The sequence below is a fragment of the Clostridium budayi genome, from assembly GCF_055396605.1.
Genome location: NZ_AP042456.1, coordinates 1,330,180 through 1,344,789, shown reverse-complemented (window position 1 = coordinate 1,344,789; position 14,610 = coordinate 1,330,180). Strand labels below are relative to the sequence as shown.

The window sequence follows — 14,610 nt, the reverse complement described above, 5'->3', positions numbered from 1 at the left end:
ATTCCATTAAAAATAAATTTACAAATAGGACTATTTTTTAACAAAATAGCAAACATCTACTTATAAAAACAATTTTATAAGTAGATGTTTATCTTTTAATGTAATATATTATACTCTATATTTAGTCATCATAATTATTTAATATTCTTATATAATGATTTGCTTCTCTTAATACATGGTCAGCTAGAAGTGGTAATATTATAGATTTTATTTTACAATTAATTATTCCATCTGTTCCAGCTTTCTTAAAATCTCTTATTTTAACTGTTTGAAGCAAAGTATCTCTTGTAATATCATTCATTGTCATATCTGTCATATTTTTTGCCTTTTTAATTAAATCCTTAAACTCATTTGCAAGATCATTTGAAGTATCTATTAATTTCTCTTCGCTAGGATCAAGTAATCCTCTAATAAATAAAGCATGTTCCATCATGATTCTATCCCAAAATAGCTCTGTATTTCTGATATCTTCATCATTAATATCCTCATTCATTTCAAGGTTGCTTATATATGAACGATATAATTTAGCTTCACGTATTATATGTTCAATAAGTAAAGGATAATTTACTGTAAATAGTTTACAACATAACATTCCATCTAAAATTCTTCTCTTTAAGTCTATAAGTCCATTAAGAGCTTTCATTGTTCTATTATTAAGTTCTCTTACAGATCTTGTAGTTCTACTATCGATATCTTTATCATTTATACAATCTAATTTTTTCTCCATTTCTGTTATCTTTGTATTTATGTCTATTCCAGTATAATATTGTGTCTTCTTTTCTGTGCTTAGCGTATATTCTGTGAAAATTTCTCCAGATTCTATTACAGACTCTCTAACTCTTCCACCACTTAATTTAACTGCATCTAATAGAATTTTTTCAAATTGTTCTTTATAATCATTAGCTTCTTTTGCAAGTTTACTATTCTTAGGTGTAAATCCTGCCTCTAGAAATAAAGAATGCTCCTTCATAATTCGTGCAAAAAATAGATGTAATTCTAAAGACAAAATAACATATTTTTTACTACTTATCATATCTTTCCTCCATAAAAAGTTTGTTATATTATATTCTTAAACAAACGCTTCTGTTCTCAATTATTTTTATTAATAAATCTCACAAATAAATATATATATGAGTATATTTATAATAGAAAATTATTATTTATGGAGATAAACAATGGGATACTACGTTGAAGTTGAACCAAATGTTAAAGTTTATGTAGAAGACCTTAATTCAAAGGCAGATACAACAATTGTATTTTTACATGGTTGGCCTGGAAGCCATGAGCTATTTGAATATCAATTTGATTACCTTGCAAGAAAAGGATATAGATGTATTGGAATTGATCAAAGAGGCTTTGGAAAATCTGGTAGACCAATAGATGGCTATGATTATGATAGGCTTTCTGATGATGTTAAATGTGTTATTGAAAGCTTAAATTTAAAAGATATTACATTAGTTGGTCATTCTACTGGAGGAGCAATTGCTATAAGATATATGTCAAGACATGATGAATATAATGTATCAAAGCTTGTTCTATGTGCAGCTGCAGCTCCTAGCCTTATTAAAAGACCATACTTCCCTTATGGATTAAAAAGAGAAGTTGTTGAAAATATTATAGCAGAAACATATAAAGACAGACCTAAAATGCTAGATGATTTTGGTAAAACATTCTTTTATAAGAAGATAAGCAGACCTTTTTCACAATGGTTTTTAAAATTAGGATTAGAAGCAGCAGGATGGGCCACAGCATCTATTGCTAACACTTGGCTTGATGAGGAAGGTTTATTTGAAGATTTAAGAAGAATTTATGTTAAAACTTTAATTCTTCAAGGTGTTCATGATAAAGTAGTTTTACCTGAGCTTTCTGAAGAACAAAATAAACTTATTAAAAATTCTAGACTTATAAAGTTCCAAAAAAGCGGTCATGGCTTATTTTATGATGAAAAAGATAAATTTAATAAGGAATTAATAAGCTTTATTGAAGAAGAATAATACTAAAAAGACTATTTATATTCTAAAAAGACTATATAGAGATATACTTTATATCTCTATATAGTCTTTTTAACTAATTATTTTATATTTAAATTTTTATAATACTTTAATTTCATATTATCTCTATCTTGTATATATTGTTTTCTTCTAATATCTTCTTCTTTGTCTTCACATTTTATCTCTTCTATTCTTTTATTTTCTTCCATTTTATCTTCATCTCCAATCAAACTACCTATAAAAATTATACATCTTATTTGAGATAATTTTCTTATTTAGTTATTTTGTTGATAAAAATATAATAATTATACCTTTGCTAAACACAAGAATAAGGAGTACTCCTTAATACAATCACTTAGCTGCTTTTTACCTTCATATACTGTTTCAAAAGTAATTTCTTTAAAATTACACTCTTCTAATATATCTTTTAAATATTGTCTTTTAAAGCCATTATGTCCACAAAAGTCTTTTTCATCTTTATGAAAACTTCCATCTTCCTCATCTAAATCTATAATTATTAAGTAACCTTCTTTATTAAGAAGGTTATATAAATTTCTAAGCTCATCTTTAATGTCTATAATATGATGAAAAACCATTGAACTATATATAACATCGAATTTTCCATAAAAATTATTATCATTTATTAATTCAATTCCACGAAGATATATATTAGTTATATTAAGTTTTTCAATCTTACTTTTTAAAATAGATAACATTTCTTTAGATGTATCAATACAATAAATTTCACTAAATTTATTTTTAAGATTTAATGTTATTAATCCTGTTCCACACCCTACTTCTAATGCAATTAAATCATTCTTTTTATTTATTTTGTCTGATATAGAGTTTGCTAAAACATTTGCACGCTCTATTCTTCTTTTAGTGTCCCATTTTTCTGCTACTTCATCAAAGTACATATTACCACCCCTAAAAAATAGATTTCTTCATATGCCTGAATTCATAAACCCAAATCACTACAAGTGTAGCACTGATTCTAATACCTAACCCATAAATGAAATCAGGTAGTTCAAGAAATTTTCTTAGTAATATTGTTGTGAAAATTATAATTAAACCTAAATCTATCTTTTTTGTGTTTATCTTTTTCATACTACTTCCCCCTAAAGTAAAGAATAATATAAAATAATTACTTATTAATTTATATTTAATTATATGTAATTCCATATAATATATCTTTTTTCACCCCTAAATTTCTAAAAATATTTTCCTAAAAAATCTTAGTATTAAAGATTAATCAATCTTTCTATTGTATCTTCTATACTTTCTACTGTAGCAAATCTTCTATCAAAGATATTAAAATTATAATATTTATATAAAAACTCTGCTGACATATACTCATTATTGAAAGTCATATTAGTTTTTTCTGGAATAATAACCTTAAATCCATATTCAAATGCAACTTTACACGTAGCATCTATACAATATTCCGTTTGCATACCAGTTAATATTAGTTCCTTTATCCCCTTTTTATCTAAATACTCTTTTAATTCTGTTTCTCTAAAAGCAGAATTAAAATTCTTATTTATTATTTTTTCATTACCTATTGGCTTTATTTCATTATATATTGACCATCCATCTGTATTTGGTTCTAACTCAGTACCAACTTCTCCATTATGCCTCACATAGATTATCTCTACATCATTTTCTCTACATATTTTTAATAAGCTTTTTATATTACTTATTACTTCTTCTACAGCAAAAGGTTTTTCTAATACTAATGCTGTTTGGACATCAACCACTAAAAGTGCTTTCTTATTCATTACCCCTTCCCCCATTACAATTACATAGCATACTAACATATTTATAATTATACCAAACTCATTTGTAATAAATATACTTAACCATAATCTTATTCAAATATTTTTGTATAAATGTTATAATTTATACAAAAATATTTATAATAAAGGATGATATATATGGATAATATAAAATATGGAATAGTTAAAGAAAATTTAAAAAGAGAAGATATTTGCGGAAATTATAATTACACAAAATGGTACAAGCCATTTGATAATGAAAAAAGAATTGCTCTATTGCCAGAAGAAGGACGTAAAGATGATAATGGTTTTTTACTTAATGATATAAGATGGAATGAATGTAAAGCTATATTATGTAGAAGTAATGAAGATTATAAAAATAGGAATTTTTCTTGGTGTGATAATATTATAAGAAGAATTGAAGAAGGCTATAAACTAGAACTTTACATAAAAAAAACTGATAAAACTTACTGTAAGATAAATTATAAGAAATTCTTATTTGTAAATGGTGTATTTACTTTTCTTTGGTAAAACATTTATATTATTTTTAGGTCTTTTTTATTGAAAACTTCTGAGACGAGTCAAATCGAGAACTTATATACTACACATTAATTTATTGTCCTTTGTGTGGCGAAATACTACATTTAATGAATTATAATAAATATGTACAGAATACTAGATAATATACTGGAATAAAAAGAAGTACTTTTAGTACTTCTTTTTATTCTATTGAACCTTTAACATTCAATATACCATTTTTAATGTTAATTTTTATTATATATATCATTACATCACTATTCATTTAAATTACTTAATTTATAGTATTTTCTAATTAATTTTTTATACTCACCATCAAATGATATATTATCTAAATCATTAAAATATATTAGTTTTAATTCTTTATAATTACCTTTTATAAATTGTTTGTATACCAATTTTTTTGCTATCTGATTTTATTCCAACATAAGAAATATTAATTAATTTTATCTGTTTATTTAATACGCTCTTTATCTGATGCAACCTATATATAGTTTCACACACTCATATTCCCCCCAGCAACATACTTACTATAATAATATTCTAATAGCTTATATTTTCTAATAAATCTTAATTTTACAATAAAAATCCACCAGCTTAGCTGGTGGTATTTCCTAAGCCCTATAAGGGCACCTTACTTGCAATTGCGTCTTAAGACGCTAAAAAGGTCCGCCAGCCGCATGTTTTCTGTTACTTGCTACCCTTGAAAGGGTCAATATATTCTTTTATACTTATCTGATCTGCTATCATATCTTCTCTTTCTTGGTTTCTTATATATTCTTCAATCGCTTTTTTATTTCTTCCTACTGTATCAACATAAAAACCTCTACACCAAAAATGCCTGCTTTCATATTTATATTTTAAATTAGAAAATCTCTCAAAAATCATCAAGCTACTTTTACCTTTTAGAAAACCCACAAAACTTGATACACTAATTTTAGGTGGAATCTCAACCAACATATGTATGTGATCAACGCAAGCATGCGCTTCGATTATCTCAACACCCTTCCATTCACAAAGTTGTCTTAATATCTTTCCAATCTCAACTTTCTTTTCTCCATATATCTATTTTCTCCTGTATTTTGGCGCAAAAACTATGTGATATTTACAATTTCATTTTGTATGTGATAAACTATTACTATCCATTATGGATGCCTCCTTTTGTTATTGAATTTGGCTGCGAACCTAATTCTATTTTAACAAATGGAGGTTTTTTTGCGTAATACATCGCTAAAGCTTATCTGAACACACTTGCATAGCAAGTGGTTTTCCAAATACAATTAAAAAGAGTTAGCTTTTAAACTAACTCTTTTTAATATATCTATACGATTTTAGTAGTCCAATCTTCACAGTTCCAAACTTCTGTAACTATATCTCTATAAAACTCAGGTTCGTGAGATACTAAAAGAATTGTTCCCTTATATTCCTTTAAAGCTCTCTTAAGCTCTTCCTTAGCATCCACATCTAAATGGTTAGTAGGCTCATCGAATATAAGTATATTAGTTTCAACATTTAATATCTTACAAAGTCTAACCTTAGCAGCTTCCCCTCCTGATAAAACTCTTATCTTAGATTCAAGTTGCTTTGTTGTAAGACCACATTTTGCAAGGGCTGATCTTATTTCATATTGAGTTTTACTTGGGAACTCTTGCCACACTTCTTCAATACAAGTGTTATTATTTTCTTCTCTCTCTTCTTGTTCAAAGTAACCGATTTGTTGGTAATCTCCTAAATGAACTTTACCACTTAAAGGCTTAACCTTGCCAAGTAAGCTCTTTAAAAGAGTTGACTTTCCAAGACCATTAGCTCCAACTAATGCAACCTTTTGTCCTCTTTCCATAGATATGTTAAGTGGTTTTGTAAGAGGCTTATCATATCCTATAACTAAGGCTTCAGTTTCAAATATTACCTTACCAGAAGTTCTTCCATATTTAAATTCAAATTCTGGCTTTGGCTTTTCTTTTGTAAGCTCTATTCTTTCCATCTTATCAAGTTTCTTTTGTCTTGATTTTGCCATACCTGTTGTTGCAACATTAGCTTTATTTCTAGCTACGAAATCTTCAAGTCTTGCAATTTCTTTTTGTTGCTTTTCATAAGCAGCTTCTAATCTCTTCTTATTTTCATCATACTTTCTCTTAAATTCATAATAGTCTCCAACATATCTTGTAAGCTTTCTTTCTTCAACATGATAAATTAAGTTAACTACATCATTTAAGAAAGGAATATCATGAGATATAAGAATAAATGCATTTTCATAGCTTTGTAGATATCTCTTAAGCCATTCTATATGTTCTTCATCTAAGTAGTTCGTAGGCTCATCTAGAAGTAAAATATCAGGGTTTTGTAAAAGAAGCTTACCTAAAAGAATCTTTGTTCTTTGTCCACCTGATAAATCATCAACATCTCTATCAAGACCAAGATCTAAAAGTCCAAGACCTTTTGCAACTTCATCAACCTTTGCATCTATTAAGTAGAATCCATTATTATCAAGCATATCTTGAATAACAGCAGTTCTTTCTAATGCTTTATTCATTTCGTCTTCTGTCATTTCACCCATTTTTTCATAAAGACCATTCATTTCTTGTTCCATATCAAATAGGTACTTAAATGCATCTCTTAAAGCATCTCTAATTGAAGTTCCTTTAGTTAATGCAGCATGTTGGTCCATATATCCTACTCTAACATTGTTTGACCAAATAACTTTTCCTTCATCTGGCATAAGCTTTCCAGTAATTATATTCATAAAGGTAGATTTACCTTCTCCATTTGCACCAATTAATCCAACGTGTTCCCCTTTAAGTAATCTAAAAGAAACATCTTCAAAAATCGCTCTATCTCCAAAGCCGTGGTTCATATCTTTAACAGTAACTATACTCAAAAATTATGTCCTCCTTAAAAATCATTTCTACAAATAAGTTTATTCATATTATTATAATTTGTAAAGTAAAAGTGTACAATATTAATGTCTTTTAAAAATTCATAAAATAGGTTAAAATAAAATAATGAATATATACCACCTGGAGGTATAAGGAGGATGTTTAATTAATGGAAAATAATGATGAACTATTAAGCTTTGATGAGCATAATGAAAAACTTAGAAAGGATATTATGAACAGACTAAAGAGAATAGAAGGTCAAGTTAAAGGAATCCAAAAAATGATGGAAAAGAACTCTTGCTGTGGTGATGTATTAGTTCAAGTATCCGCTATAAGATCTGCTATTAATAATGTTGGTGGTCTTATAATAGAAAATTATGCAATAAACTGTTTAGGTTTTGAAGCTGGTACAGAAGAAGAAAAGAAAATTCAATTACTAGTAAAAAAAATAAATAGCTTTGTAAAATAGAGTTAAAGGAGAGATACTAAATGAGTTATTTTATAAATGTTATTTTTTTAATTGTTGGTTTTACTTTTTTGATAAAAGGAGCTGATCTTTTTGTAGGTAGTTCTTCTAGTATTGCAAAGAAAATTGGAATACCATCAGTTATTGTTGGATTAACTATTGTATCTCTTGGAACAAGTGCCCCAGAGCTTGCAGTAAGTTCAATATCGGCTCTTCAAGGTAACAATGGAATTGCAATTGGTAATGTCCTTGGATCTAATATATTTAATACTTTAGTTGTTCTTGGCGGAACTGCAATAACTATGCCACTTATTATAAATAAAAAGTTAATTAAAAGAGATTTTTTCTTTAACTTAATAATTGTATGCCTTATATATATATTGGCATTTGGAATAACTGTAAGTGGTAATGATGGAATCTTAACTAGAATAGAAGGAATTTTATTATTATTAATTTGTATAGTTTATACAATAATTTTAATAAAGAGTGCATCAAAAAGTAATAAAGATGAAAATACTAAAGAAAGTTCTAAAGAAGAACTAGATAAAATTAAAATTTGGCCTAATGTATTTAAAATTATAATAGGAATTATCGGAATAATACTTGGTGGTAACCTTGTTGTAAATGGAGCTACTAAAATAGCTTATTCAATTGGAATGAGTGAAAAATTAGTTGGGCTTACAATCGTTGCTGTTGGAACTTCCCTTCCTGAACTTGTAACATCAATAGTTGCAGCTCTTAAAGGAGAAACAGAAATTGCAATCGGTAATGTGCTAGGCTCTAATATATTTAATATATTATTGATACTTGGCTTATCTTCTACTATAAATCCAATAGTTGTTACTGGAAATCTTTCTATAGATTTAATGTTTTTATTATTCTCTACAGTTGTAATTGGCTTTTTAATTTATTTAAATAGAGGAAATGATATAAAAAAATTAAGTAGAGGTGAAGGAACCTTATTAGTATTACTTTATGTTGTTTATTTATCATACATAATAATTAGAAATTAAATAATATTTAAAGACTTTTTCATGGCTAATGAAAAAGTCTTTTTTAAAATAAAAATAGCATAAAAACTACGAAAATCCTTATAAAGACTGCCTTAAAATGATTTTCGTATAAAAATATAGTGTTTTTTCTATGATGTAAAAATAAGTATCCTTACCAAAGCAAAAAGAAGTGACTCCAATGTCTATCCATGATATAATTATTTCTATAAAATGAATAAATTAGAATTTTTTTGAGGTAAGTTTTATTATGGGTATATTAGATATATTTGGAAGAAATAAAAATAAATTGCCAGAAAAAAGAAGAGAAAAAAATAATAAATATATCAAAAAAACGGGAATTGTTTATTGTGAAAATTTACCAGTGATTGAATCTAGTGATGCTGTTAAATTAAAAGATATAGATACAATATGTAAAAGAGCCATTGCCTGTTTGTTATCAATTCAATTTGTTTTTGAAATTGAAAGTGAAAACAATTATGATGAAGCCAAAAAGCATTTTTCTGAATTATTAAAAAAATATGATGTTGAAAATAATTTATTAAGAAAAGAAAAAAGATTATTTAATAATAAATATAATAAACAAGATACAGCAGATATTGTTTGGAATTACGAAGCATATTGGAGTTTAGTGTGGGTATTGGGATTGATTGATGATATTAAAGCTGCAAATGATATTTGTGATTGTAAGAAAGCTATTGCACTTGTTGAAGATTGCAGTAGTTTTGAAGATTTTAAAGGAAAATGTAAAATTAGAAATATTGAAGATATTTTAGATATGTTAGATTTGTATTATCGCTATCATTGGGCTTGTGTAGAAAAAAGAATAAACCCCAACACCAATATTGGTAATCTTGACGGAGAAATAGTTTGGGAAAGAAGAAAAGGTCTTGAATGGGTTATATCAAAGGAATATGATTGGGATGATATTTCTTTAGATACATAAGCAATACAAATTGGAGTTTATCAAGAAGAAAGAGAGAAAAATCCAATTTTGTAGGAAACCACATTATATCACTATGAAAATTGAATATTGAACATGAAAGACAGTTGATTTCGATTAAGAAATTGATTGTCTTTTCTTTTGCAAAAATTTAAGCACAGGCAATTATCAATGAATGATAGTTGCCTTTTTAATTGAAGGAATTTAAGAATGCAAAAGTTTTAAAATAAACTACAAAAGAATATTTCAGCAAATGATTTTTTTAATACACTTTCCTTCTCTTGTCAGAAAAAATATATAAATTATATAACGTCAGAAAAAAAAGATGTTACTAGAAATAATCATATAATTAAATCAATAGAAAAGTTAACTAATAAGAAGAAATTATAAGAATTACAATATATCTTTAGTTTCCCTATTTTTATTTATGGATTTAAGAAAAACTTTAAAAATATTAAAAAATGTTGTAAAATAATATTTAACCGCATTAAAATATACAGAAAATTCTCCATATTGAATTTTTGATCACCGTATATATGCAACATAAAATTTAAAAAGGAGATGAATATAAATGGAAATTAGATTTGATATATTTCAAACAATGGCATTAGCAACAATAGTATTTTATTTCGGTAAATATTTAAAAGATAAAGTTAAATTCTTATCTAAATACTGTATACCAGCTCCAGTTGTTGGTGGGCTTATTTTTTCAATATTAATTCTTATTTTAAGAATTACAAATATTGCAACAATCACATTAGATACAACACTACAAAATATTTTTATGACCGCATTCTTTACAAGTGTAGGATTTACAGCTAGCGTTAAAATATTAAAAAAAGGTGGACTTAATGTTTTAATATTCCTTGTATTATCAATATTATTAGTAATATCTCAAGATACATTAGGAGCATTTTTAGCAAAACTATTTAATCTAGATCCCCTTCTTGGTCTTTGTACTGCTTCAATACCTATGATAGGTGGACATGGTACAGCAGGTTCCTTTGGACCTCTTCTTGAAGAGATGGGTGTATCTGGTGCAACAACAGTATCATTTGCTTCTGCAACATTTGGTCTTATAATGGGTAGTTTAGTTGGTGGATTTGTCGCTAAATCTCTAATTGAGAGAAAAAATCTAAAAACACCAAAAGAATCACAAGATCATTCAATTCCAGTAAGTGATTTCCATGAAGATAACCAAGCTATATTATGTAATAAAAAGATCATGAAAGGTATATCATGGATTTTTATTGCAATGGGTATAGGATCTATAATATCAGGCTTTATACAAGATCTAGGGTTAACATTCCCGTCTTATATAGGTGCAATGATTGCAGCTGCAATTATAAGAAATGTTCTAGATGCTAAGAAAATTACTATTGAAGAAAAAGAAATTGAAGTAATTGGTGGAATCAGCCTTTCCTTCTTCTTGTCAATGGCTCTTATGGGATTAAAATTATGGGAACTTTTCGATCTAGCATTACCTATGATTGTTATGTTAATTGGACAAACTGTTCTTATGGGATTATTCGCATACTTTATAACATTTAGAGTTATGGGAAGAGATTATGAGGCTGCTGTATTTGCATCTGCTAACTGTGGATTTGGTATGGGTGCTACACCTAATGCTGTAGCAAATATGGATGCATTAACAAGTAAATTTGGATTTGCCCCTACTCCATACTTAGTAGTCCCTATAATCGGATGTCTATTTATAGATTTTGTAAACTCTGCTGTTATCACATTGTTTATAAACATACTTCATTAAAAATAAAAGCTTAGAAGAGACAATTCTTCTAAGCTTTTATTTGTTAGTTTTTCTATACTTCTCTTCAAATCTTCTAATTATAAGATCCATTGCTATGTGTGAATTTACCCTTGTGTCTTCGTCATCTATATTGCTATCTACCCCTGTATATATAACATACTTACATAGTCTTTCAAATGTTGAACCTTTATTTGCTGTTATAAGTATAACATCTACACCATTTAAATTAGCTTCAACTAAAACTTCAAGTAATGCTTTAGTTTCACCACTTCTTGAGAGTATAAATACAAGATCATCATGACGTCTTAATATTTTACTTGAAAGTGACATAAATCTTGGATCATCATGTGCATCAACTGGTATTCCTAGATTTTGAAGTTTTAATTTAAATATTCTTCCAAGATATTTATTAATACCTACTGAATATAACGTAATTTTTTTGCATTTTTCCATCTTATCAAGTATTTCTTCTTTAAGTCCCATAGATACTAAATTATAAGTCTCCATAATTGAATTCATGTATGAATTTTCTAAAATTTCTTTTTTCTCTTCCCCAAATCTATTTTTTTCAAAATAATCATCCTTAAATTGTATGAAACTTTTATATTCTAATTTTTTAGATATTCTATGAATTGTACTTGTACTTGTTGAAAAAATTTCCGCTATATTCTCTATGGTAAATGTTTTGTAGTTAAATTTATCTTTATTTTTAAGCAATTTATCTAATAAGTCACTCTCTAATCTTGTAAGATTTTTATTATAACTTGATATTCTCTTTTGTAAACTCATACCCGTCCATCCTTTCCATAGTCACGTAATCATTTCCGAATTAACTTTATCATAAAACAATTTATTTTTCACTTTTTACATCTTAATTTCAGATAAATTTGCCACAATTTTATTAAATTTTTAGGGAAATTTTTTATTTATGTAATTAAATAAGATGTACAAACCATTATGGAGAAACAGTATTAGTTGGGAAATTTTTTATTTATGTAATTAAATAAGACACTAAATATAGTTTATAAACTATATTCGGTGTCCTATTTTCTCATATTTCCATTGTTTTGTATTTCTTTGTAACTATATTAATTGATAAAATACTTATTACTATAACTAGCATAGTCATTAATATTAAAACAACATTTAAATTCTCTAAAATTAATGTTAATTCTGCTTGTGATAAAAATAACTTTCTTAACAATGTTACAAATCCTATAACTAAAAATATAGGTATAATCCTAATATAATAAATCATAGTACTTTCTGGATATAATAAATTAAGAACCATATTAAAAACTGAAGTACAATAAAAACCTATAAAAATTAATAATATTGCTTCGAAAGTAATTATATTTTCCCCAATATACATAGATAAAATCCCAATTGGTATAATAGATGCAATTCCATATAAAAAGAATATAGCAAGTGGAGTTCCTATTTTACTTTTAACTATATCTTTACTACTTATAGGAAGAGACCTTAAAATCATATTAATACTGTTTCTCTTTCCTGTTGTTTTAGCTATTATATAATTTATACTATTTAAAGGGAATATCATTATTATAAATAAATATGAAATATTAAATTGTAAGTAAATCTCTTCTGATGTTATTGAGTCATTTTTTATTCCTATAATAAAAATAGCTGTTAAAAATATAAGACATATTACATAGCCAAAAAACATTTTCATTTGAATCATTAAATCTCTTAATACTAACTTAAACATACTACTTCACATCCCTTTTTTCATAAATTAAATTAGTAACTATCCAAGATAAAATAAACACTGCAGAACTTATACATAAAAATGTTATACTCTTTGTATTACTTAAAAGATCCATTAATATATTTTCTTCAGATAAAATTACAACAATAGAGGTAGTTCCTCCTATTATAAGCATATTAGCAAATCTATAATACTTAGGATTTAAGAAAATAAAGATAGGTATAATAATACTCATATATAGTGTTTGAACTGATATAACTAATATTATAGAGTTTATATCTAAAGAGAACATTTCATTTTTTAATATGATATTCAATCCTTTAAAAAGGATAAAGAACATCATATTTGCAGAAATTATATACATAAGGGCACTTATATATTTTGCTGTTATATAATCACTCCTTTTAATAGGCATTGAGTTAATACATAAATTAAAATTACTCCTTTTCTCTACCTCAATAGTTGTTAAAACTAAAATAAATACAATCATAGTACTTATTAAATATATACTCTGAGTTCCCCCACTTACTAAAGATATATAGGTAGTAAATAAAATCATTAAAATTAATCCTTTAAGAAACTTCTTTTGTACTAAAAACTCCATTTTAAGCAAATTTATCATATTATATTAACCCCTTCCCCTTTTTTGAATAAAACACAATAATATCATCAATACTTGCTCTTTCAAATACAAAGTTACTTCCATATTTCTTTATAAAGTCATTTTTATTTTTAATTAAAGCTTCAAAATTATATCTAGAAGCTCTTTCTCCTATTAACTCTTTTCTAATTTCCTCTGTGATATCATCTACTGAACCTTTTATAATAGAATATTCTTCTAAAAGAATATCTTTTTCTTTAGAAAACTCTACTTTTCCATCTTTTATAAATGTAATATAATCATCAAGTTTTTCTAAATCTGTTGTTATATGAGTTGAATATAATATTGATAATTCACCATCTTTTATAAGCTCAAAGAATAAATCTAATAATTCACTTCTAAACACAGGATCTAATCCTGATGTTGGTTCATCTAATATTAAAAGTTCTGCCTCATGAGATAATGCTATAGCTAATGAAAATCTCATCTTTTGCCCTTTAGATAAATCTTTAACTTTCTTCCTTTTATCTAACTTAAACATTTTTAAATACTCATTAAATTTATTCTCATTCCATCTTGAATAAAATGGTGCTATTATTTTTTTGTTATACTCTATTGAAAAATCTTCAAATGAACTACATTCATCATAAACAAAGCCTATTCTATCTTTTATCTCTATTTCATTTTTCTTTAAATCTTCTTCGAATATTTTAATATTTCCGCTATTTAAATTAATTAAATTCATTATAGCTTTTATTGTTGTTGTTTTACCTGCTCCATTTGGACCAACAAGTCCCATAATAAAACCCTTTTTTAAATTAAAAGTTACATTATCTAATGAAAATCCTTTATAGTTTTTAGTTATCTTATTGACCTCTAAAGCATTTTTATAATCTTTCATAAATTACACCCCT

At 26.3% G+C, this 14,610-nt stretch carries 17 protein-coding genes and 1 pseudogene; 7 read left to right on the top strand and 11 right to left on the bottom strand.

The window, feature by feature from the left end; genetic code table 11:
* Positions 1-121: 121 nt before the first annotated feature.
* Positions 122-1,033 (bottom strand): DUF2935 domain-containing protein, encoded by a 912-nt coding sequence (locus ACZ5TJ_RS06270; RefSeq protein WP_464202042.1) that lies wholly within the window; start codon positions 1,031-1,033, stop codon positions 122-124.
* Positions 1,034-1,175: 142 nt separating this feature from the next.
* On the opposite strand from ACZ5TJ_RS06270, the gene ACZ5TJ_RS06265 reads away from it, so the two are divergent.
* Positions 1,176-1,994, top strand: coding sequence for an alpha/beta fold hydrolase (locus ACZ5TJ_RS06265; RefSeq protein ID WP_464202040.1), 819 nt, complete (start codon positions 1,176-1,178; stop codon positions 1,992-1,994).
* A 77-nt stretch (positions 1,995-2,071) separates the two neighbouring features.
* Here the strand turns inward: ACZ5TJ_RS06265 and ACZ5TJ_RS06260 are convergent, their stop codons facing one another.
* The 4 genes from ACZ5TJ_RS06260 to ACZ5TJ_RS06245 all read right to left on the bottom strand — a co-directional run bounded on the left by ACZ5TJ_RS06260 (position 2,072) and on the right by ACZ5TJ_RS06245 (position 3,769).
* Positions 2,072-2,200, bottom strand: a complete 129-nt coding sequence (locus tag ACZ5TJ_RS06260; protein ID WP_276571714.1) for a hypothetical protein — start codon at positions 2,198-2,200, stop codon at positions 2,072-2,074.
* Between the two features lie 96 nt (positions 2,201-2,296).
* Complete coding sequence (locus ACZ5TJ_RS06255) at positions 2,297-2,908, bottom strand: class I SAM-dependent DNA methyltransferase (protein ID WP_464202037.1); 612 nt, start codon at positions 2,906-2,908, stop codon at positions 2,297-2,299.
* Between the two features lie 10 nt (positions 2,909-2,918).
* Complete coding sequence (locus ACZ5TJ_RS06250) at positions 2,919-3,098, bottom strand: hypothetical protein (RefSeq protein WP_464202035.1); 180 nt, start codon at positions 3,096-3,098, stop codon at positions 2,919-2,921.
* A 134-nt stretch (positions 3,099-3,232) separates the two neighbouring features.
* Entirely contained in the window at positions 3,233-3,769 is a 537-nt protein-coding gene (locus ACZ5TJ_RS06245) for a cysteine hydrolase family protein (RefSeq protein ID WP_464202034.1), read from the bottom strand.
* 156 nt (positions 3,770-3,925) lie between these two features.
* On the opposite strand from ACZ5TJ_RS06245, the gene ACZ5TJ_RS06240 reads away from it, so the two are divergent.
* Positions 3,926-4,297: a hypothetical protein gene (locus ACZ5TJ_RS06240; protein WP_464202032.1), complete on the top strand. Its 372-nt coding sequence runs from the start codon at positions 3,926-3,928 to the stop codon at positions 4,295-4,297.
* A gap of 696 nt (positions 4,298-4,993) precedes the next feature.
* Here ACZ5TJ_RS06240 and tnpA read toward each other — a convergent pair.
* Positions 4,994-5,401: pseudogene (gene tnpA / locus ACZ5TJ_RS06235) on the bottom strand (IS200/IS605 family transposase).
* A gap of 223 nt (positions 5,402-5,624) precedes the next feature.
* Entirely contained in the window at positions 5,625-7,181 is a 1,557-nt protein-coding gene (gene abc-f / locus ACZ5TJ_RS06230; RefSeq protein ID WP_464202031.1) for a ribosomal protection-like ABC-F family protein, read from the bottom strand.
* Between the two features lie 167 nt (positions 7,182-7,348).
* Here abc-f and ACZ5TJ_RS06225 point away from each other — a divergent pair, with 167 nt between their 5' ends.
* The 5 genes from ACZ5TJ_RS06225 to gltS all read left to right on the top strand — a co-directional run bounded on the left by ACZ5TJ_RS06225 (position 7,349) and on the right by gltS (position 11,366).
* Complete coding sequence (locus ACZ5TJ_RS06225) at positions 7,349-7,648, top strand: metal-sensitive transcriptional regulator (RefSeq protein WP_055206157.1); 300 nt, start codon at positions 7,349-7,351, stop codon at positions 7,646-7,648.
* 32 nt (positions 7,649-7,680) lie between these two features.
* A complete protein-coding gene (locus tag ACZ5TJ_RS06220; RefSeq protein WP_464202286.1) occupies positions 7,681-8,658 on the top strand; it encodes a calcium/sodium antiporter in 978 nt (325 codons plus the stop codon).
* A gap of 247 nt (positions 8,659-8,905) precedes the next feature.
* Positions 8,906-9,601, top strand: coding sequence for a DUF4272 domain-containing protein (locus ACZ5TJ_RS06215; protein WP_464202028.1), 696 nt, complete (start codon positions 8,906-8,908; stop codon positions 9,599-9,601).
* 240 nt (positions 9,602-9,841) lie between these two features.
* The gene (locus tag ACZ5TJ_RS06210) at positions 9,842-9,988 is read left to right on the top strand and encodes a YdeI/OmpD-associated family protein (RefSeq protein WP_464202285.1); all 147 of its coding nucleotides are present in this window, start codon (positions 9,842-9,844) and stop codon (positions 9,986-9,988) included.
* A gap of 181 nt (positions 9,989-10,169) precedes the next feature.
* A complete protein-coding gene (gltS, locus tag ACZ5TJ_RS06205; RefSeq protein ID WP_464202027.1) occupies positions 10,170-11,366 on the top strand; it encodes a sodium/glutamate symporter in 1,197 nt (398 codons plus the stop codon).
* 36 nt (positions 11,367-11,402) lie between these two features.
* Here gltS and ACZ5TJ_RS06200 read toward each other — a convergent pair whose 3' ends face one another.
* The 4 genes from ACZ5TJ_RS06200 to ACZ5TJ_RS06185 form a co-directional block, all read right to left on the bottom strand.
* Positions 11,403-12,155 carry a MurR/RpiR family transcriptional regulator gene (locus ACZ5TJ_RS06200; protein WP_464202026.1) on the bottom strand — a complete coding sequence of 251 codons (753 nt, stop codon included), beginning with the start codon at positions 12,153-12,155 and terminating at the stop codon, positions 11,403-11,405.
* Between the two features lie 262 nt (positions 12,156-12,417).
* Positions 12,418-13,095: an ABC-2 transporter permease gene (locus tag ACZ5TJ_RS06195; protein WP_464202025.1), complete on the bottom strand. Its 678-nt coding sequence runs from the start codon at positions 13,093-13,095 to the stop codon at positions 12,418-12,420.
* 1 nt (position 13,096) lies between these two features.
* Positions 13,097-13,717 (bottom strand): ABC-2 transporter permease, encoded by a 621-nt coding sequence (locus tag ACZ5TJ_RS06190; protein WP_464202024.1) that lies wholly within the window; start codon positions 13,715-13,717, stop codon positions 13,097-13,099.
* Position 13,718: 1 nt separating this feature from the next.
* Entirely contained in the window at positions 13,719-14,597 is an 879-nt protein-coding gene (locus tag ACZ5TJ_RS06185) for an ABC transporter ATP-binding protein (protein WP_464202022.1), read from the bottom strand.
* Between the last annotated feature and the right edge of the window lie 13 nt (positions 14,598-14,610).

Excerpts from the sequence above, each read along its gene's own strand:
- ACZ5TJ_RS06250 (WP_464202035.1), bottom strand. The coding sequence starts at position 3,098 with ATGAAAAAGATAAACACAAAAAAGATAGATTTAGGTTTAATTATAATT.
- ACZ5TJ_RS06195 (WP_464202025.1), bottom strand. The coding sequence starts at position 13,095 with ATGTTTAAGTTAGTATTAAGAGATTTAATGATTCAAATGAAAATGTTT.
- ACZ5TJ_RS06225 (WP_055206157.1), top strand. The coding sequence starts at position 7,349 with ATGGAAAATAATGATGAACTATTAAGCTTTGATGAGCATAATGAAAAA.
- ACZ5TJ_RS06270 (WP_464202042.1), bottom strand. The coding sequence starts at position 1,033 with ATGATAAGTAGTAAAAAATATGTTATTTTGTCTTTAGAATTACATCTA.
- ACZ5TJ_RS06240 (WP_464202032.1), top strand. The coding sequence starts at position 3,926 with ATGGATAATATAAAATATGGAATAGTTAAAGAAAATTTAAAAAGAGAA.
- gltS (WP_464202027.1), top strand. The coding sequence starts at position 10,170 with ATGGAAATTAGATTTGATATATTTCAAACAATGGCATTAGCAACAATA.
- ACZ5TJ_RS06185 (WP_464202022.1), bottom strand. The coding sequence starts at position 14,597 with ATGAAAGATTATAAAAATGCTTTAGAGGTCAATAAGATAACTAAAAAC.
- ACZ5TJ_RS06245 (WP_464202034.1), bottom strand. The coding sequence starts at position 3,769 with ATGAATAAGAAAGCACTTTTAGTGGTTGATGTCCAAACAGCATTAGTA.
- ACZ5TJ_RS06190 (WP_464202024.1), bottom strand. The coding sequence starts at position 13,717 with ATGATAAATTTGCTTAAAATGGAGTTTTTAGTACAAAAGAAGTTTCTT.
- ACZ5TJ_RS06200 (WP_464202026.1), bottom strand. The coding sequence starts at position 12,155 with ATGAGTTTACAAAAGAGAATATCAAGTTATAATAAAAATCTTACAAGA.
- ACZ5TJ_RS06260 (WP_276571714.1), bottom strand. The coding sequence starts at position 2,200 with ATGGAAGAAAATAAAAGAATAGAAGAGATAAAATGTGAAGACAAAGAA.
- ACZ5TJ_RS06255 (WP_464202037.1), bottom strand. The coding sequence starts at position 2,908 with ATGTACTTTGATGAAGTAGCAGAAAAATGGGACACTAAAAGAAGAATA.
- ACZ5TJ_RS06265 (WP_464202040.1), top strand. The coding sequence starts at position 1,176 with ATGGGATACTACGTTGAAGTTGAACCAAATGTTAAAGTTTATGTAGAA.
- ACZ5TJ_RS06215 (WP_464202028.1), top strand. The coding sequence starts at position 8,906 with ATGGGTATATTAGATATATTTGGAAGAAATAAAAATAAATTGCCAGAA.